This window comes from Streptomyces sp. NPDC018947 (genome assembly GCF_044390505.1).
Classification (GTDB): Bacteria; Actinomycetota; Actinomycetes; order Streptomycetales; family Streptomycetaceae; genus Streptomyces.
Genome location: NZ_JBIRZD010000007.1, coordinates 218,941 through 236,137 on the forward strand (window position 1 = coordinate 218,941; position 17,197 = coordinate 236,137).

General features: G+C 73.4%; 17 protein-coding genes. 9 read left to right on the top strand and 8 right to left on the bottom strand.

The window, feature by feature from the left end; genetic code table 11:
- Window positions 1–28 precede the first annotated feature (28 nt).
- Both ACH499_RS15980 and ACH499_RS15985 read left to right on the top strand, forming a co-directional pair.
- On the top strand, window positions 29–760 hold the full coding sequence (locus ACH499_RS15980; protein ID WP_399016296.1) for a Mut7-C RNAse domain-containing protein: 732 nt from the start codon (window positions 29–31) through the stop codon (window positions 758–760).
- Between the two features lie 48 nt (window positions 761–808).
- Window positions 809–1,147, top strand: a complete 339-nt coding sequence (locus tag ACH499_RS15985; protein WP_356199844.1) for a hypothetical protein — start codon at window positions 809–811, stop codon at window positions 1,145–1,147.
- An 18-nt stretch (window positions 1,148–1,165) separates the two neighbouring features.
- On the opposite strand, the gene ACH499_RS15990 is transcribed toward ACH499_RS15985, so the two are convergent.
- Window positions 1,166–3,196, bottom strand: a complete 2,031-nt coding sequence (locus tag ACH499_RS15990; protein ID WP_399016298.1) for a thioredoxin domain-containing protein — start codon at window positions 3,194–3,196, stop codon at window positions 1,166–1,168.
- A gap of 206 nt (window positions 3,197–3,402) precedes the next feature.
- Between ACH499_RS15990 and ACH499_RS15995 the strand changes: the two genes are divergently transcribed.
- The gene (locus tag ACH499_RS15995; RefSeq protein ID WP_399016300.1) at window positions 3,403–6,612 is read left to right on the top strand and encodes a tetratricopeptide repeat protein; all 3,210 of its coding nucleotides are present in this window, start codon (window positions 3,403–3,405) and stop codon (window positions 6,610–6,612) included.
- A gap of 49 nt (window positions 6,613–6,661) precedes the next feature.
- Here the strand turns inward: ACH499_RS15995 and ACH499_RS16000 are convergent, their stop codons facing one another.
- Window positions 6,662–6,922, bottom strand: a complete 261-nt coding sequence (locus ACH499_RS16000; RefSeq protein WP_356199848.1) for a hypothetical protein — start codon at window positions 6,920–6,922, stop codon at window positions 6,662–6,664.
- Window positions 6,915–7,796 carry a mycothiol conjugate amidase Mca gene (gene mca, locus ACH499_RS16005; RefSeq protein WP_356199849.1) on the bottom strand — a complete coding sequence of 294 codons (882 nt, stop codon included), beginning with the start codon at window positions 7,794–7,796 and terminating at the stop codon, window positions 6,915–6,917. The genes ACH499_RS16000 and mca overlap by 8 nt, the downstream gene beginning before the upstream one ends.
- 218 nt (window positions 7,797–8,014) lie before the next feature.
- On the opposite strand from mca, the gene ACH499_RS16010 reads away from it, so the two are divergent.
- Together ACH499_RS16010 and greA are read left to right on the top strand one after the other, a co-directional pair.
- Window positions 8,015–8,413, top strand: coding sequence for a DUF4307 domain-containing protein (locus tag ACH499_RS16010; RefSeq protein WP_399016303.1), 399 nt, complete (start codon window positions 8,015–8,017; stop codon window positions 8,411–8,413).
- 168 nt (window positions 8,414–8,581) lie between these two features.
- Window positions 8,582–9,079 carry a transcription elongation factor GreA gene (greA, locus tag ACH499_RS16015; protein ID WP_356199852.1) on the top strand — a complete coding sequence of 166 codons (498 nt, stop codon included), beginning with the start codon at window positions 8,582–8,584 and terminating at the stop codon, window positions 9,077–9,079.
- An 82-nt stretch (window positions 9,080–9,161) separates the two neighbouring features.
- Here greA and ACH499_RS16020 read toward each other — a convergent pair whose 3' ends face one another.
- From ACH499_RS16020 to ilvA, 3 genes are all read right to left on the bottom strand, one after another.
- Complete coding sequence (locus ACH499_RS16020) at window positions 9,162–10,019, bottom strand: ABC transporter permease (RefSeq protein WP_356199853.1); 858 nt, start codon at window positions 10,017–10,019, stop codon at window positions 9,162–9,164.
- The gene (locus tag ACH499_RS16025; protein ID WP_399016306.1) at window positions 10,016–11,023 is read right to left on the bottom strand and encodes an ATP-binding cassette domain-containing protein; all 1,008 of its coding nucleotides are present in this window, start codon (window positions 11,021–11,023) and stop codon (window positions 10,016–10,018) included. The genes ACH499_RS16020 and ACH499_RS16025 overlap by 4 nt, the downstream gene beginning before the upstream one ends.
- Window positions 11,024–11,325: 302 nt before the next feature.
- Window positions 11,326–12,555 (bottom strand): threonine ammonia-lyase, encoded by a 1,230-nt coding sequence (gene ilvA / locus ACH499_RS16030; protein ID WP_356199856.1) that lies wholly within the window; start codon window positions 12,553–12,555, stop codon window positions 11,326–11,328.
- A gap of 162 nt (window positions 12,556–12,717) precedes the next feature.
- Between ilvA and ACH499_RS16035 the strand changes: the two genes are divergently transcribed.
- The 3 genes from ACH499_RS16035 (at window position 12,718) to ACH499_RS16045 (ending at window position 14,190) form a co-directional block, all read left to right on the top strand.
- Window positions 12,718–13,224, top strand: a complete 507-nt coding sequence (locus ACH499_RS16035; RefSeq protein WP_399016308.1) for a MarR family winged helix-turn-helix transcriptional regulator — start codon at window positions 12,718–12,720, stop codon at window positions 13,222–13,224.
- 176 nt (window positions 13,225–13,400) lie between these two features.
- A complete protein-coding gene (locus ACH499_RS16040; protein WP_356199859.1) occupies window positions 13,401–13,898 on the top strand; it encodes a sigma factor-like helix-turn-helix DNA-binding protein in 498 nt (165 codons plus the stop codon).
- A 34-nt stretch (window positions 13,899–13,932) separates the two neighbouring features.
- On the top strand, window positions 13,933–14,190 hold the full coding sequence (locus ACH499_RS16045; protein WP_356199861.1) for a hypothetical protein: 258 nt from the start codon (window positions 13,933–13,935) through the stop codon (window positions 14,188–14,190).
- A 22-nt stretch (window positions 14,191–14,212) separates the two neighbouring features.
- On the opposite strand, the gene ACH499_RS16050 is transcribed toward ACH499_RS16045, so the two are convergent.
- Window positions 14,213–15,367 (bottom strand): cystathionine gamma-synthase, encoded by a 1,155-nt coding sequence (locus tag ACH499_RS16050; protein WP_399016311.1) that lies wholly within the window; start codon window positions 15,365–15,367, stop codon window positions 14,213–14,215.
- Window positions 15,368–15,464: 97 nt separating this feature from the next.
- Here ACH499_RS16050 and ACH499_RS16055 point away from each other — a divergent pair, with 97 nt between their 5' ends.
- A complete protein-coding gene (locus ACH499_RS16055; RefSeq protein WP_399016313.1) occupies window positions 15,465–16,583 on the top strand; it encodes a hypothetical protein in 1,119 nt (372 codons plus the stop codon).
- 66 nt (window positions 16,584–16,649) lie between these two features.
- Here the strand turns inward: ACH499_RS16055 and msrA are convergent, their stop codons facing one another.
- Complete coding sequence (gene msrA, locus ACH499_RS16060; RefSeq protein WP_356199865.1) at window positions 16,650–17,162, bottom strand: peptide-methionine (S)-S-oxide reductase MsrA; 513 nt, start codon at window positions 17,160–17,162, stop codon at window positions 16,650–16,652.
- Between the last annotated feature and the right edge of the window lie 35 nt (window positions 17,163–17,197).

Below are 17,197 nucleotides of genomic sequence, written 5' to 3' on the forward strand. Positions count from 1 at the left end.
CGCGGCCGAGCCATGGCATGCTGACCGGGTGAACGGTCCCGAGATCCACGTCGAATTCGCCCCGGAACTGCGCCTGTTCGTCCCCCGGGCCCGCCCCACCGGCACCACCCGCACCACCACCGACGGCGTCTCCACGCTCGGCCACGTCGTGGAGTCCCTCGGCGTCCCGCTGACCGAGGTCGGCGCGCTCCTCGTCGACGGCCGCGAGGTGCCGCCCGCGCACGTCCCCGCCGACGGCGAGTCGGTGACCGTACGCGCCGTCGCGCACCCCCAGCGGGTCCCCGGCGCACCCCTGCGCTTCCTGCTCGACGTGCACCTCGGCACCCTCGCCCGCCGGCTGCGCCTGCTCGGCGTGGACACGGCGTACGAGTCGGCGGACATCGGCGACCCGGCGCTCGCCGCCCTGTCGGCGGCCGAGAAGCGGGTCATGCTCAGCCGCGACCGGGGCCTGCTGCGCCGCCGCGAGCTGTGGGCCGGCGCCTACGTCTACAGCACCCGCCCCGAGGAGCAGCTCCACGACGTCCTGGACCGCTTCCGCCCCGAGCTGCGCCCCTGGACCCGGTGCACCGCCTGCAACGGCCTGCTGAAGGACGCCTCCAAGACGGAGGTAGCGGACCAGCTCAAGGGCGGCACCGAGCGGTCGTACGACGTGTTCGCGCAGTGCACCGCGTGCGGTCGCGCCTACTGGAAGGGCGCGCACCACGAGCAGTTGGAGGCCATCGTGGAGCGCGCGATGAGCCGGGGTACTCAGCCGGGTTGAGTACCCGGGCCGATCACCGGCGGCCGGTGCGCGCGGTGTGATGGCGGCATGAGCACCCCGCAGCAGACCACCGCGCCCACCGCCGCCGCCCGTGCCCTGACCTGGTGGTCCGTCGCGGGGCTCGTGCTCCTCCTGCCCACCGTCGTCGTCTCCTGGATCCTCGTGCTGGCCAGTGCGCGCGGCTCGGAGTGCCTGATGTACGGCCGCCACTGCTCGTCCGTGCCCGGTTCGGTCGTGTTCGGCGTCTTCTGGGCCTCCCTCGCGGCGGGCGTCGTGGCGCTGCTGTGGCCCCGGGCCCGCTGGACGCCCGTCCGCTGCGGCGTGGTCGTCGTGCAGTGGTGCGCCCAGCTCCTGGTGGGCGCGCTGATCCTCGGCCAGGCGGCCTGACGCGCCGCCCGCCGCCGCTCAGCCGTTCAGGGCGGCCCGCAGCCGCTCCGGGTCGGTCGTCGGCGCGTCGCAGGTGAAGTTCCGGCAGACGTACGCGGCCGGCGCCCCGTTCACCAGCGGGCGGCCGGCGAGCAGCGGGAACTCGTCGCTGCCCTCGGCGCCGACGGCGACGACCGCGCCCGGCGCCGTCCCGAGGAGCGCCGTGCGGTGCAGGCCCTCCGTGGCGCCGTCGGCCGGGTCCGGTCCGACCACCGCGACCTCGCGGGGCCCGTCGAGCAGGGCCTCGGCGGCGGCCAGGCCCCAGCCGATGAAGCGCGGGACGCGCGGGCCGAGCGCCTTGACCACGCCGAGCGCCTGCTCGGCGGCGGTGCGGTGCGGTGCGGAGCCGGTGTGGGCGGCGTAGGTCAGCAGGGCGCTCGCGGCGGCGGTCCAGCCGGACGGGGTGGCGTTGTCGGTGGGGTCCTGCGGGCGGCGGATCAGCCGCTCGGCGTCGGAGGCGGTGTCGTACAGGGAGCCCGACTCGTCGGTGAAGCGGGTCAGGACGTGGTCGAGCAGCAGCCCGGCGAAGTCCAGCCAGACGCCCTCGCCGGTGACGGACGCGAGGGCGAGGAAGCCCTCCGCCACGTCGGCGTAGTCCTCCAGCACCCCGGCGTGGGTACCCGCGCGGCCGTCCATGCTGGTGCGGAAGAGACGGGCGTGCTCGTCGAGGTGCAGCCGCACCAGCAGGTCCGCGGCGGCGACGGCGGCCTCGACCAGGTCGGGGCGCGCGAAGTAGGCGCCCGTCTCGGCGAGCGCGGCGACCGCGAGGCCGTTCCAGGCGGCGACGACCTTGTCGTCCCGGCCGGGCGCGGGCCGATCGGCGCGGGCCGCCAGCAGCCGCTCCCTGACCGAGGCGATCCGCTCGGCGTCGAACACACCTTCCTGCTGCGGAAGTTGCAGCACGGAGGCACCGTGCTCGAAGGTGCCCTCCTCGGTGACGCCGAAGTACTGCGCGGCGAGCGCGGCGTCCTCGGCGCCGAGGACCTCGGTGAGCTGCGCCGGCGTCCACACGTAGTACGCGCCCTCGACGTGCCGGCCCATGCCGTCGTCGCTGTCCGCGTCCAGCGCGGAGGCGAACCCGCCCTCGGCGGTGCGCAGTTCGCGGACCATGAAGTCGGCGGTCTCCAGCGCGACGCGGCGGGCCATCTCCGAGCCGGTGGAGCGCCACAGGTGCGCGTAGACCCGGCACAGAAGCGCGTTGTCGTACAGCATCTTCTCGAAATGGGGCACGACCCACTCCCGGTCGACGGAGTAGCGGGCGAAGCCGCCGCCGAGCTGGTCGTAGATGCCGCCGCGCGCCATCCGCTCGCAGGTGTCCCGCGCCATCTGGAGCGCCCCCTCGGCGCCGGTGCGGGCGTGGTGGCGCAGCAGGAACTCGATCACCATGGACGGCGGGAACTTCGGCGCCCCGCCGAATCCCCCGCGCTGCGCGTCGTACTCGCGGGTCAGCCCGAGCAGCGCCTGCCCCAGCTCGGCTGCGCCCGGCGCCCGCGCGTCGCCGTAGGAGATCTCCCGCCCGGCCAGGTCCCGCACGATCTTGCCCGCGACCTCGGTGACCTCGCCGCGCCGGTCCGTCCAGGCCTGCTGGACACCCTGGAGCACCTGCCGGAAGGACGGCATCCCGTGGCGCGGCTCGGGCGGGTAGTAGGTGCCGAAGTAGAAGGGCTCCGCGTCCGGGGTGAGGAAGACGGTCATGGGCCAGCCGCCCTGCCCGGTCGCCGCCTGCACGGCCTCCATGTAGACGGCGTCGACGTCGGGGCGCTCCTCCCGGTCGACCTTGACGCCGACGAAGTGCGCGTTCAGGAACTCGGCGGTCGGCCCGTCCTCGAACGACTCGTGCGCCATCACGTGGCACCAGTGGCAACTGCTGTACCCGACGCTGAGCAGCACCGGCACGTCCCGCCGCCGCGCCTCCTCGAAGGCCTCGTCCGACCAGGGCCACCAGTCGACGGGGTTGTCGGCGTGCTGAAGGAGATAGGGGGACGTCTCGTGCGCCAGTCGGTTCGGCATGGTGTCCATCCTGCCCCAGTACCCCCGTGCCGCCGGACAGCACACCGCCGTGCCGCCGGTCCGCCGCCGGACTCTCCTCAGGGTCTCCCCACCGCGGGGGAGTCGACCGGCGCATAACCGGGGAAGGACCCGGGGACGGTCCGGGAGAGACCCGGGGGGACTCCTGGGGACCACCAGGGGGATGCCGTCGCCGGAGGGGGCGCTGCATGCGGGACAGTCATCGGGCGGAGGCCGAGCGGCTGCTGGCGCGGGCCGTGGAGGAGGAGGTTCGGCGCTCGGGCGGGCGCACGGACGGCACCGTGCTGCTGTCGCGGGCGCGCGGTGCCCTGGACGCGATGGCGGCCGCCGCCGCCGAGGAGTACGAGGCGTACACGCGCGCCCTGGACGAGGCGTCGGCCGGACAGCTCACCTTCCGGCAGCGTTACGCCAAGGAGGGCGCCGGCACTCCGCTGCTGGTCGCCGGGGTGGCGGCCGTCGCCGCCGCCGTCGCCGACGTGGCGCTCGGCACCGGGCCGGGCACGGCGGTCGGCGCGGGTGTGGCCGTGGGCGTCGTCGGCGCGGCGGCCACCGTGGTCAAGGTGGCCGGCTCCCATGTGCCCGCCGCCCACCACCGCGCCGGTGCGGTGAGCCAGCCCGGCGGGCCCGAACAGCTCAGGCTCCAGTGGCTCACGGCGCTGGAGGTACGGGGCATACGGCCGTTCCTGGACCAGCAGCGGGTGCTCGCCGCGTCCACCGGGCCGGCCAAGGCCGGGCCGAAGCTGCGGGGCGCCGACAAGAGCGCGGCGGCCCGGGGACGCAGTGTGCTGGAGCAGTCGTTCGCACAGCTCCCGGAGCCCGAGACGGCGTTCGCCGGGCGGCGGCAGGAGATGGCGCGGCTGCGGCAGTGGGTGCAGGCGGCCCGCGCGAGCACACGGACCCAGCCGACGGTCGTGGTGCTGCACGGGGCGCCCGGCAGCGGCCGTACGACGCTGGCGGTGCACGCCGCCCACGAGCTGCGGGACCACTTCCGCGGGGCGTGCGTGGTCGATCTGCGCGGGGACAGCGCCTCGTCGGGCGGCGAGTCGCCGCTGAGCACCCGCGACGCCCTGCTGCACCTGCTCAACCGGCTCGGCGCGCCCCGCGAGCAGTTGCTGTTCCGGGAGCGGTCCTCGGCGGACCAGCAGGTCAAGCGGCTGAGCGAGCTGTACCACCAGCATCTGACCGGCGTGCCCGTCGCCGTCGTCCTGGACGACGCCTCGGACGCCGAGCAGGTGCGCGCGCTGGTGCCCGAACGCTCGGACAGCCTGGTGCTGGTCACGGCGCGGGAGCCGCTCACCCTGCCGCCCGGCCTGTCGGCGCGGGTGCACCACCTGCCCGTCGAGCCGCTGGACGCGGCCGGCGCGGAGGAGCTGCTGGGCGCCGTGGCGCAGGACGCCTCGGGGCCGTACGACGCGGAGTCCGCCGACCGGATCCGGGAGCTGTGCGGCGGGCTGCCGCTGGCGCTGCGCGTCGCGGGCTCGTCGCTGGGACCGCGCTCGCCGCGCGCCCTCGCCGGGGACCTCGGCGCGTACGGGCCGGTGGGGCCGGTCGAGCGGGCGCTGTGGCTGCGCTACACCGACCAGCCCGAGCCGGCCCGGCGGCTGCTGCGGCGCCTGGCCCTGGCCGGGCGCACCTCGCTCGGTGCCGCCGCTGCCGCCGCCCTGCTGGCCACCGACGACACGGAGGCGACGCGGCAGCTCGCGGCGCTGTCGGGGGCGGGGCTGATCACCCATGTGCGGGGCAGCCGCTATCGGCTGCACGACGTGGTGCGGGCCTTCGCCCGGGCCCGGCTCGCCGACGAGGAGGAGCCGGGCGAGCGGGCGGCCGCGCAGGAGCGGCTGATCGCCAACTACGCCGAGCTGGCCGACTCGGTGCTGCGCCTGGTCGACGGCAACATGTCGACCCGCTCGGACCGGTTCGGGCAGCACGGCTTCACGTCGCTGGACGAGGCGCTGCGCTGGCTGGACGACGAGTCGAGCTTCATCACGGCGGCGCTGCGGCACGCGGAGGGCGTCGACCAGGGCACGGTGCTGAATCTGCTGGGCGCGCTGTGCGACTACTGCCTGCTGCGCGGCGACCTGTACCGGCTGGGCGAGATCAGCGAGCTGGCGCAGTCCGTGGACCAGGGGCTGCTGGTGCGCTCGGTGCAGTGGCGCACCGGTATCGCCGCCCGGCAGCTCGGTGAGCTGGACAGGGCGCGGACGACGCTCACCTCCGTGGTCGACCTGTACATGGAGGCCCACCACGACGCGGGGGCGGCGCGGGCCCTGTGCTCGCTCGGCATCACCCTGCACCACCAGGGCAACCTGACCGAGGCCGCGGCCAAGCTGCGGGAGGCGCTGGATCTCCAGGCCCCGCCGCAACTGGCCACGGACCGGGCGTGGACGCTGCACGCGCTGGCGGCGGTGGAGCGGGACCGGGCCCGGCTCGGGGAGGCCATGGACCTGCTCACCGAGTCACTGGTGCTGCACCGCGCGGGCGAGTCGGTGCACGGCCAGGCGTGGGCGCACTTCCAGCTCGGCCAGTTGCGGCTGCGGATGGGCGACGTGCCGCGGGCCGAGGCGGAGCTGCGGGCCGCCCTGGAGCTGTACGGCCGTACCCAGGACGCCCGCGGCGAGGCCTGGGCGCTGACGCAGCTCGCGCGGGCCCGGCTGGTGGACGGCGACGCCCGGGAGGCGGTGGAGGGGCTGCGGCGGGCGGCGGCCCGGCACCGGGAGAACGAGGACGCGCGCGGCGAGGCGTGGACGCTGTACTACGTCGGCCAGGCGCTGGAGGAGCGGGGCGACCTGGACCAGGCGGTCCGCGAGCTGGAGCGCTCCCGCACGATGTTCTCGCGGATGCGGGACGTGTACGGGCTGGCCTGCGCCCGGCACCACTCGGCGCGGGTGACGCGGGACCAGCGGGCGGCGCGGACGGGCTCGCTCAGGAACTCCGGTTTCGCCCGCCAGCTCCTCGTGGACGCCCGCGCCGACTTCCAGCGCATCGGCGTCGGCCACGGCGAGGCGTGGACGTGCCTGGAGCTGGCCGTGGTGGACGCGGGCAACGCCCGTACGCCGCAAGCGCTGGCACTGTGCGACGAGGCCGCCGCCCTGTTCGCGGGGTACGGCGACCGGCGGGGCGAGGACTGGGCCCGCTTCCTGCGCTGCACGATGCTGCCCTACGCCGCCCCCGGCGGGGTCGAGGTCGGTACGGCGGTGGCGCAGGAGGAGCTGGCCCAGTTGGCCCGCGCCGGGCACCCGGCACGCGACGCGAAGCTGGACGAGTACGTGGAGGCCTACCGTCTCCTGCTGGAACGCGGTGTCCACCTGGAGGCGGGCTGGCAGGCCTGGCGCCTCGGCATGGTCCCCAGCCGCCACGCCCGCGAGGTGATGGGCGTGGCGGTGGCGGAGAGACGCTGAGGCCCGCGCACCGCGGTGGCCGGGCCGCCCGGGGCGGCCCGGCGGGAGGTCAGCCCTGCTGCGGGTTCACCCGGCCGGAGGCCTTCTTGGGGGTGCCGTCGGAGGCGCCGGCCTCCGGGTCCCCGGCCTCCTTGAAGTCGACCTTGCCCATGTGCCGGTTCATGGACTTCATCAGACCCCACACCGCCAGGGCCATCACCGCGAAGACGATGAAGCCGAGGACGCCGGGGGTGACCTTGTCCTCGTCGATCTCCGCGAGGGTGACGAGGTGCGTCATTGCCAGGCTTGCGCTTGCGCTCATGTCAGGCATTGTCCCGGATGCCCGCGAAGAGGTCGTCCTCGGGGAGGGAAGTCTCGACGAGGGACTTCGCGAGCTCGTACTCCTCGGTGGGCCAGACCTCCTTCTGGAGCTCCATCGGCACCCGGAACCAGCCGCCGTCCGGGTCGATCTGCGTGGCGTGCGCGATCAGCGCCCGGTCGCGGATCTCGAAGAAGTCGGCGCAGGGCACGTGCGTGGTGAGGGTGCGCTCCTTGCGCTCGAACTCCGACCAGCGCTTGAGCCAGTCCCCGTACGGCGACTCGAGGCCGCGCTCCAGCAGCGCGTTGTGCAGCGCCTCGGTGCGGGGCCGGTTGAAGCCCTGGTTGTAGTACACCTTCAGCGGCTGGTGGGCCGGGCCGTACTCGCTCTCGGGGTACTTCTCGGTGTCGGCCGCGCCCTCGAAGGCCACCATCGTGATCTTGTGGGTCATGATGTGGTCGGGGTGCGGGTAGCCGCCGTTCTCGTCGTAGGTGGTGATCACCTGCGGGCGGAAGGAGCGGATCTTCCGCACCAGCTCGCCGGCCGCCTTGTCGACGTCCTCCAGGGCGAAGCAGCCCTCGGGCAGCGGCGGCAGCGGGTCGCCCTCGGGCAGCCCGGAGTCGACGAAGCCGAGCCACTCCTGCTTGACGCCCAGGATCTCCCGGGCCTCGTCCATCTCCTTCTTGCGCACCTCGTGGATGTGCTCCTCGATGTACGCGTCGCCCTGCAGCTTGGGGTTGAGGATGGAGCCGCGCTCCCCGCCCGTGCAGGTCACCACCAGCACGTCCACCCCTTCGGACACGTACTTCGCCATGGTGGCCGCGCCCTTGCTCGACTCGTCGTCGGGGTGGGCGTGGACGGCCATCAGTCGTAGCTGGTCAGTCAAGACTCAATCCTCGGTCAGTCGGCGCCCTGTGAGCGGTGGCGCGATCCAGTGGGGTGCCGCCCCCTCGGGGGCGTCGTCGTTCCAGGGGCGGCGGTCGGGTGGCATACGGGGGCTTCTATAGTGACCGAATCGGGGGGCGAATAATTCCGGAGCCCGGGAAGAAAGCGCTGCGGGGGCCCTTTCGGGACATCCGCTCCGCTCCTGCCGAGAGGACGATCATGAGCACGGCGACCACCAGAGCGCCCGAGGGCCGCTACGGCCGCTCCTCGGACGAGCGGGCCGACCGCACCCTCAGGATCGTCGGCGCCGTGCTCGGTGGCGTACTGCTCGTCGTGATCGGCTGGTTCGGCTACCACTACGTCGGCCAGAACAAGATCAGCGCCGAGGTGATCGGCTTCGAGATCGGCGACAACGCGGTCCAGGTGCACCTGGAGGTCCGCAAGGACGCCGACGCCACCGGCTACTGCACGCTGCGCTCCCAGGCGGAGGACGGCGGCGAGGTGGGCCGGGCCGACTTCCGCTTCGGCGGGGACGAGACGCGCATCGACAAGGTCGTCACCCTGCGCACGAAGGCCCGCGGCACGTCGGCGGAGCTGCTCGGCTGCCACGCCGAGTGACACCCCCGGGAGGCCACCCGGGCTGACCTGCCCCGACGGGAATCCGGTGGCTTATGTCCTCCCTCTTTCGCCACTGAATTGTTAGGCTCGTGGTTTCGCCCTTCCGTGGAGGAACATCCTTCTGGGTAGGGCGTTGCTTTGTATTCCCAGTACCGACGAGGAGCACCTGTGACCCAGACCAGCGAGAACGTCACCTGGCTGACCCAGGAGGCGTACAACAAGCTCAAGGAGGAGCTTGCGTACCTTACTGGTCCCGCGCGCACCGAGATCTCTGCCAAGATCGCCGCGGCGCGCGAGGAGGGGGACCTGCGCGAGAACGGCGGGTACCACGCGGCCAAGGAGGAGCAGGGCAAGCAGGAGCTCCGCGTGCGCCAGCTCACCCAGCTCCTCGAGAGCGCCAAGGTGGGCGAGGCCCCGGCCGCGGACGGCGTGGTGGCCCCCGGCATGGTCGTCACGATCGCCTTCGACGGCGACGAGGACGACACGCTGACCTTCCTGCTCGCCTCGCGCGAGTACGCGAGCTCGGACATCGAGACGTATTCGCCGCAGTCGCCCCTGGGCTCCGGCGTCACCGGCCACAAGGTCGGCGAGGACGCCGAGTACGAGCTGCCCAACGGCAGGACGGCCTCGGTGAAGATCCTCAAGGCCGAGCCCTACAACGGCTGATCCGGCCCCGGCCGGCCGGTGCGTCCGGCCGGCGTCCGCTGTCTTGACGGCCCCCGGCGTCCTGGTGACGCCGGGGGTCTCGTCATGAGGCGGCCGAGCGGTACTTGCGCACGGCGAGGGTCCGGAAGGCAACGATGATCAGGGCGGACCAGATCAGTGACGCCCAGACGGGATGCTCCATGGGCCAGGCGTCCGACTGCACGACGCCCGGATTGCCGAACAGCTCCCGGCAGGCCTGCACCGTGGCGCTGAACGGGTTCCACTCGGCGATGTGCCTGAGCCAGGGCGTCATCTGGCTGGAGTCCACGAAGGCGTTCGACACGAAGGTCACCGGGAAGAGCCAGATGATGCCTCCCGAGGTGGCCGCCTCCGGGGTGCGCACGGACAGGCCGATGAGGGCGCCGATCCAGGTGAACGCGTACCCGAGGAAGAGCAGCAGGGCGAAGCCGGCCAGGACTCTCCCGGCGTTGGTCGGCTCGGCCGAGCCGGTGCGCCAGCCGACGATCAGGGCGACCACCGCGAGGATGAGCAGGGTGATGGCGGTCTGCACGAGGTCGGCGACGGTGCGGCCGGTCAGGACCGCGCCGCGGGCCATCGGCAGGGACCTGAAGCGGTCGACGAGTCCCTTCTGCATGTCGTCGGCGATGCCCGCGGCCGAGCCCGCCGTGGCGAAGGTGACGGTCTGCGCGAAGATGCCGGCCATCAGGAAGTTCTTGTAGACGTCCGCGTCGGTGGTGTTCCCGATCTGCATCGAGCCGCCGAAGACGTAGGTGAACAGGATCACGAACATCACCGGCTGGATGACCCCGAACAGGACCATCTCGGGGATCCGGGTCATCCGGATCAGGTTCCGGCGGGCGATGACCAGCGAGTCCCGGACGGACCGGCCGATGCGGCCGGGGGGCACCGCGATGTGCGCGGCTTCGGTGACGGCGCTCACTTGACGGCCTCCTTCTCCGGCCGGCCGCCGGCGTCCCGCGCCGGGCCGTCCGTCTCGTTCCCGCCCTCGGCGACATGGCCGGTGAGGGAGAGGAACACGTCGTCGAGGGTGGGGCGGCGCAGACCGACGTCGTCGAGTTCGACGCCGCGGACGTCGAGTTCGCGGATGATCTCGGCGAGCAGCTTCGCGCCGCCGGTGACGGGGACGGTGATCTTGCGGGTGTGCGTCTCGACGGCGGTCGGGCCCTTGCCGTAGACGGCGAGCACCTCGGAGGCCGTCCCGATGTGGTCGCGTTCGTGGACGACGACCTCGACGCGCTCTCCGCCGGTGCGGGCCTTGAGCTGGTCGGAGGTGCCGCGGGCGATGACGCGGCCGTGGTCGACGACCGCGATGTCGTGCGCGAGGTGGTCGGCCTCCTCCAGGTACTGCGTGGTCAGCAGGAGGGTGGTCCCCCCGGCGACCAGTTGCTTGATGACCTCCCACAGCTCCTGGCGGTTGCGGGGGTCGAGGCCGGTCGTCGGTTCGTCCATGAACATGACGGGCGGGGAGACGACGAGGGCGGCCGCCAGGTCGAGCCGGCGGCGCATACCGCCCGAGTAGGTCTTCGTGGGCCGGTCGGCGGCGTCCGAGAGGTGGAACTGTTCGAGCAGTTCGGCGGCGCGGGCCTTCGCGTCCCTGGCCCGCATCTGGTAGAGCTGGCCGACCATCTGGAGATTCTCCCGGCCGGTCAGATACTCGTCGACCGCCGCGAACTGGCCGGAGAGGCCGATGGCCCGCCGTACCTCGTTGGGCTGTTTGAGGACGTCGATGCCCGCGACGGCCGCCGTGCCGCTGTCGGGGCGCAGCAGGGTGGTGAGGCAGCGGACGGTGGTGGTCTTGCCCGCGCCGTTCGGCCCGAGCAGGCCGAGGACGGTGCCCTCGGGAACGTCGAGGTCGACGCCGTCCAGAGCCCTTACGTCGCCGAAGGTCTTCACCAGGCCTTCGGCATAGATGGCGCCTGGCATATGAGTCTCCACGTCGTCGGGGATGCTTCGGAAAGCCTAGGTTCGTACGTTTTTTCCCGCTGCTCGTTTTCCCGGTTCGCCGGGCGGCTCCCGCACTCGGCCCCCCTCCCCCGCGCAACGGGACGCGACGGCGGGCCGGTGGCACACGACACACACTAACGCGATGTATCGCGTCTCACAATGAACTTCCCCGAAGGTGTGAAGACGTGTCGGAGAGTTGACGCAAAACGGTCCCCGGACCGCCCGACGCCCCGGACCGCCCGTGGACCGGCCGCCCGGCCCGCCCCGCGCCCCGTTCCCGCTCAGCCGATGACCGGATACCCCGCGTCCCGCAGCGCGCGCCCGACCTCGGCGCAGTGCTCGGGCCCCTTCGTCTCCAGGTGCAGCTCGACCTCCGCCTCCGTGAGCCCGAGCCGCGGGTCGGTCCGGACGTGGCTCACGTCCAGCACGTTCGCGTCCACCACCGACAGCACCCCCAGCAGCGTGGCCAGCGCGCCCGGCCGGTCCGTCAGCCGCAGCCGGACGGCGAGGTAGCGGCCCTGCGCGGCCATGCCGTGCCGCAGCACGCCCTGCATCAGCAACGGATCCACGTTGCCCCCGGACAGCACCGCCACCACCGGCCCCTCGAACGCGCCGGGGTCGCTCAGCAGCGCCGCGACCGGGCTCGCCCCGGCCGGCTCCACGACCAGCTTGGCCCGCTCCAGACACAGCAGCAGCGCGGTGGACAGCTCGTCCTCGGTCACCGTGCGGACCTCGTCCACCAGGTCGCCGACGATCCCGAACGGCACGTCACCGGGCCGTCCGACCTTGATGCCGTCGGCCATCGTCACCGGGTTGTCCACGGCCACCGGACGCCCCGCGGCCAGCGAGGGCGGATACGCCGCGGCCCCCTCGGCCTGCACGCCCACGATCCGCACGTCCGGCCTGATCCCCTTCACCGCGACGGCGGTCCCGGCCACCAGCCCGCCCCCGCCGACCCCGACCACCACGGTCCGCACCTCGGGGCACTGCTCCAGGATCTCCAGCCCGACCGTCCCCTGCCCCGCGATGATGTCCGGGTGGTCGAAGGGGTGGATGAAGACCGCGCCCGTGCGCTCCGCGTACTCCTGCGCGGCGGCCAGCGTCTCGTCGACCACCTGGCCGTGCAGCCGCACCTCGGCGCCGTAGTCCCGGGTCGCGCCGACCTTCGGCAGCGGGGCGCCCTTCGGCATGAACACCGTCGAACGCACCCCGAGCAGCGTGGAGGCGAGGGCGACGCCCTGCGCGTGGTTGCCCGCGCTCGCCGCGACCACTCCGGCGGCCCGCTCCTCGGGCAGCAGCCCGGCGATCCGGATGTAGGCCCCGCGCAGCTTGAACGACCCCGTCCGCTGGAGGTTCTCGCACTTCAGGTGCACCGGCGCCCCGACCAGCCGGGACAGGTACCGGCTGCCCTCCATCGCCGTCACCCGCGCCACACCCGAGAGCATCTTCTGGGCTCCGCGCACGTCGTCGAGGGTGACGGATCGGACAGCGGCGGCCGTGCGGTAGGTCATGCCTCCAGCATCGCAGTTCACAGGCGGGGGCGATCGTTGTGACCAACCTCCGAGACCCGCTTCGCGCAGCGCAGGTACGCCGCGCCGCCCGGCCGCGTAACCTGTCCCACAATTAGCAGCCCTCCACGAAGTGAGCCCCCGGCCATGCCCACAACGCCTGAAATGTCGATGGACATGACGACCGCCGGTGACACCGGTCTACTCGAGACGCTCCAGCACGAGGTGGCGCTCTTCGCCCGTCGCGCGGAACAGACCCGGCTCGGCGGGGTCGGGCAGGTCCGCAACTCCATGGACCGCGCCGCCTACCTGCTGCTCAACCGGCTCGACAAAGAGGGCCCGATGGGTGTCAAGGCCCTGGCGGCGAGCATGGGGATCGACTCCTCGACGGTCACCCGGCAGGTGGCCCCGCTCGTCGACACGGGCCTCGTCAAGCGGACCTCGCACCCGGAGGACGGACGCGCGGTGGTGCTCCAGCTCTCCCCGCGCGGCGCGGCCCGGCTGGACGAGGTGCGCACCTCGCGGCGCCGCCTCATGGCCGAGCTGACCCGCGACTGGACGCCGGAGGAGCGCGAGGCGTTCTGCACGCTCCTCGCGCGCTTCAACGGCGCCCTGTCCGCCCGTACGGCCCCGCAGACAACGCCCGGACCGGAGTCGACGCCGGCCTCCTGAACCGCCCTGGCGCCGCCGGTTTCGACGCGGAGGGCGCCGGACTCTTGACCGGCGGGCCGCACCTGGCCTGATATGAGACCGGGCCCTCGGCGTACGCGGCCGGCTCACGCCCGCGCGCGCGGGGTCCCCCTCTCCTCACCGAGGTCACGGGTGTCGCCCAGCAGGCGGGAGGCGCGGTGCGAGGACGGCATGCGCTCCGGGACGCCCGCCGGGCCCGGGAGTTCGAGGCGTTCACCGCGGGCGCGGCCGGCCGGCTGCTGCACACCGCCACCCTGCTCACGGCGGAGGCGCCGGACGGCAACCCGCGCGCGCGGCGCCTGCTGGCGCTGACCCTCGCCCACACGTACGCGTGCTGGGACGGGCTGCGCGGCGAGGACCCCTACGACCACGCCCGCCGGCACCTGGCGACCCGGTTCGCCCGCGAGGCCTGGCACCGCCACGGCGGCGGCCTCGCCCGGGCCCGGCGCCGCCTTGCCGGGCCGCTCGGCGCCCTCACCCCGCAGGAACGCCTGGTCCTGGTGCTCCGGCTCTACGAGGGGGTGGCCGAGGAACAGACCGCCGCCCTGCTGGCGCTGCCCGTGGAGCGCGTACGGACGGTCCACGACCGTGCGCTGGCCGTCCTGCTGCGCCCGCCGCCACAGCCCTCCGGGCGGGCGGCGCAGGCGGCGTCGTGACGGGCACGCGTGCGCCGCGCACGGGGAGGCTGCGGTGAACCGGCTGGAACGGGAGGCCGCCGCACGGCGGCTGATGGAGCAGTCACCGCCGCGGGTGCCTCCCGAGCTGTACGCGGAGGCCCTGCGCCGGGGCGGCAGGCTGCTGCGGCGCAGGACCGCCGCCCGGCTTCTGATGTGGCTGGTGCTGTGCGCCGCGGCCGTGGCGTTCACGGTGTGGGCGCTGGACGTCCGTCCCTGGGTGGAGCCTCCGTCGCGGACGACCCCACCCGTGACGGGCTGGGAGGGCTGGTGAGCCCGCCCGGCCGGGCGGGGGCCTAGCCGAGCGCCTGCTGGAGGTCCTCCAGGAGGTCGTCGGCGTTCTCGATGCCGACCGACAGGCGCACCAGGTCGCCGGGCACCTCCAGGGCCGAACCGGCCGCGGAGGCGTGGGTCATCCGGCCGGGGTGCTCGATCAGCGACTCGACACCGCCCAGGGACTCGCCCAGCGTGAACACCTTCGCGCGGTTGCACACCTCGACGGCCGCCTCCTCGCCGCCCTCGACGCGGAAGGAGACCATGCCGCCGAACGACCTCATCTGCTTGGCGGCGACCTCGTGCCCGGGGTGTTCCGGCAGACCCGGGTAGAGGACGCTCGTCACGCGCGCGTGCCGGGTGAGCATCTCGGCGACCTTGCCGGCGTTCTCGCTGTGCCGGTCCATGCGCACGGCGAGCGTCTTGGTGCCGCGCAGCACCAGCCAGGAGTCGAACGGCCCGGCCACGGCGCCCATCGCGTTCTGGTGGAACGCCAACTCCTCGCCGAGCTCCTGGTCGTCGACGATCAGCGCGCCGCCGACGACGTCCGAGTGGCCGCCCATGTACTTGGTCAGGGAGTGCACGACGACGTCCGCGCCGAGCGCCAGCGGCTGCTGGAGGTAGGGCGTGGCGAAGGTGTTGTCGACGACGAGGCGGGCGCCCGCCTCACGGGCGACCTCCGCGACGGCCGCGACGTCGGTGATGCCGAGCAGCGGGTTGGACGGCGTCTCCACCCACACGGCCTTGGTCTTCGGGGTGATCGCGGCCCGCACGGCGGCGGGGTCGCTGCTGTCGGCCACCGACCACTCGACGCCCCACCGGGTGGCGACCTTGGCGAAGAGCCGGAAGGTGCCGCCGTAGGCGTCGTTGGGGATGACCACGTGGTCGCCCGGGCGCAGCAGCGTACGCAACAGGCAGTCCTCGGCGGCCAGTCCGGACGCGAAGGCGAGGCCGCGGCGGCCGCCCTCCAGCGCGGCGAGGTTCTCCTCCAGCGCCGTGCGGGTCGGATTGGCGCTGCGGCTGTACTCGTAGCCGCCGCGCAGGCCGCCGACGCCGTCCTGCTTGTAGGTCGACACCTGGTAGATGGGGGGGACGACCGCGCCCGTCAGGGGGTCGGCGGTGTTGCCCGCGTGAATCGCGAGCGTCTCGAAGTGCTGACTGATGTGCCTGTCGCTCATGGGCACCGAGAGTAGTGCCGTCCGCGGCCCCGTGGGTTTTCCACAGGCGCACGGGGCAGGTTGGCCAATTGTCGGCGGTGTCTGGTTCGCTGGTGGCATGGAGATTCTGTGGGTCCTGATCGCCCTGGTGATGCTCGCCTTCGTGCTGCTCCCCGTACTGCGGCGCCGGCGCGGCGCGGTCGGCCTGGTCTCGCCCGGCCACCCGGACGCGGCGGACCCCGCGAACTACGGCTTCGTCCGCGAGGAGGAGCTGGACATCCGCATGCCGGGTCCGGACCAGGACCTCCTGGACGTACTGGACCTGGTGCAGCGCACGCGGGACTACCGGGGGGCGCAGCAGCTCCTCGCCGGCACGGAGGCCGAGGGCGAGCGTCGCTGGCAGCGCGTGCAGGCGTTCGCGGGCGCCGCCTCGCTGGAACTGCGGCAGCGGCCCGGCGGGGTCGGCGAGACGCCGGGCGGGCAGTGGCTGCGGGTGTGGCGGGCGGAGGCCCCCAAGGACGCGGGCGGCGCGGCCGTGCACGCCGAGTTCCTGGTGCAGCAGGCGTGGCGGACGGCGACGCCGGGCACGGACGAGTTCCGGATCATCATGGAGGAGGCGAAGGCGGCGTGCGGTGAGGCGGCGCTGCTGGCTCCCGGCGACCCGATCCCGTACATCATCGAGCTGTCGGTGGCGCGGGGACTTGCGTACCCGCGCGAGGAGTTCGAGCAGCTCTGGCTGAAGATCCTCGACCGCGCCCCGAACCACATGGGCGCGCATCTGGCCGCCCTGCACTACTGGTGCGAGAAGTGGCACGGCTCCCGCGAGCTGGCGTACTCCTTCGCGGAGGCCGCCGCCGCCCGCGCGCCCCGGGGCTCGCTGCTGGCGGCGACGCCGCTGTTCGCGGTCTTCGAGCACCTGCCGGAGGTCAATCTGGTCAGCGGCTTCTACCAGAGCGAGGTCGTCACCAAGGCGGTCCACGGCGCGCTGCACGCGGTCCACTCGGCCCGCCCCGACGACCCGATGCAGGCGCACGTGCGGCACCTGCTGGTCTTCTTCCTGGTGCGCGGCGAGCGCTGGGCCGAGGCCATGAACCAGCTCGTCCTCGTCGACGGCCACGTCGGCGCGCTGCCCTGGACCCTGTCCGCCGACCCGGCGGCGGAGTTCGCGGTCTACCGCGCGCTGGCCGTCGCGGGCTACGAGGCGAACGGCGGCAGCCCGGCGACGCTGCCGCAGTGAGCCGTGGACACGCGGCCGGGAGCGCGGACGGCCCGGCCGGATCACTCCGGCCGGGCCGTCCCGCTGTCAGCCCTGGTCGCGGGCGGGCAGCCGCCATCCCGGCCGCGGGAAGTGGCAGGTGTATCCGTCGGGATACCGCTGGAGGTAGTCCTGGTGCTCCGGCTCGGCCTCCCAGAAGGGGCCGACCGGCTCGACCTCGGTGACGACCTTGCCCGGCCACAGCCCGGAGGCGTCCACGTCCGCGATGGTGTCCTCGGCGATCCGCTTCTGCTCGTCGTCCACGTAGTAGATAGCCGAGCGGTAGCTGAGGCCGATGTCGTTGCCCTGGCGGTTCTTGGTGCTCGGGTCGTGGATCTGGAAGAAGAACTCCAGGATCGCGCGGTAGTCGGTCTCCTCGGGGTCGAAGAGCACCTCGATGGCCTCCGCGTGCGTGCCGTGGTTGCGGTACGTCGCGTTCGGCACGTCGCCCCCGGTGTAGCCGACCCGGGTCGCGGTCACGCCCGGAAGCCGGCGGATCAGCTCCTCCATACCCCAGAAGCATCCGCCCGCAAGCACGGCCCTCTGCGTCTGCGCAGCCATCGCGGCCCTCCACAATCTCTCAGCTCGGTCACTCG

What these genes read in the sequence shown, in the direction of transcription:
- ACH499_RS15985 (WP_356199844.1), top strand. Translation starts at nt 809, where the DNA reads ATGAGCACCCCGCAGCAGACCACCGCGCCCACCGCCGCCGCCCGTGCC.
- ACH499_RS15990 (WP_399016298.1), bottom strand. Translation starts at nt 3,196, where the DNA reads ATGCCGAACCGACTGGCGCACGAGACGTCCCCCTATCTCCTTCAGCAC.
- ACH499_RS15995 (WP_399016300.1), top strand. Translation starts at nt 3,403, where the DNA reads ATGCGGGACAGTCATCGGGCGGAGGCCGAGCGGCTGCTGGCGCGGGCC.
- ACH499_RS16000 (WP_356199848.1), bottom strand. Translation starts at nt 6,922, where the DNA reads ATGCCTGACATGAGCGCAAGCGCAAGCCTGGCAATGACGCACCTCGTC.
- ACH499_RS16010 (WP_399016303.1), top strand. Translation starts at nt 8,015, where the DNA reads ATGAGCACGGCGACCACCAGAGCGCCCGAGGGCCGCTACGGCCGCTCC.
- ACH499_RS16025 (WP_399016306.1), bottom strand. Translation starts at nt 11,023, where the DNA reads ATGCCAGGCGCCATCTATGCCGAAGGCCTGGTGAAGACCTTCGGCGAC.
- ilvA (WP_356199856.1), bottom strand. Translation starts at nt 12,555, where the DNA reads ATGACCTACCGCACGGCCGCCGCTGTCCGATCCGTCACCCTCGACGAC.
- ACH499_RS16035 (WP_399016308.1), top strand. Translation starts at nt 12,718, where the DNA reads ATGTCGATGGACATGACGACCGCCGGTGACACCGGTCTACTCGAGACG.
- ACH499_RS16050 (WP_399016311.1), bottom strand. Translation starts at nt 15,367, where the DNA reads ATGAGCGACAGGCACATCAGTCAGCACTTCGAGACGCTCGCGATTCAC.
- ACH499_RS16055 (WP_399016313.1), top strand. Translation starts at nt 15,465, where the DNA reads ATGGAGATTCTGTGGGTCCTGATCGCCCTGGTGATGCTCGCCTTCGTG.
- msrA (WP_356199865.1), bottom strand. Translation starts at nt 17,162, where the DNA reads ATGGCTGCGCAGACGCAGAGGGCCGTGCTTGCGGGCGGATGCTTCTGG.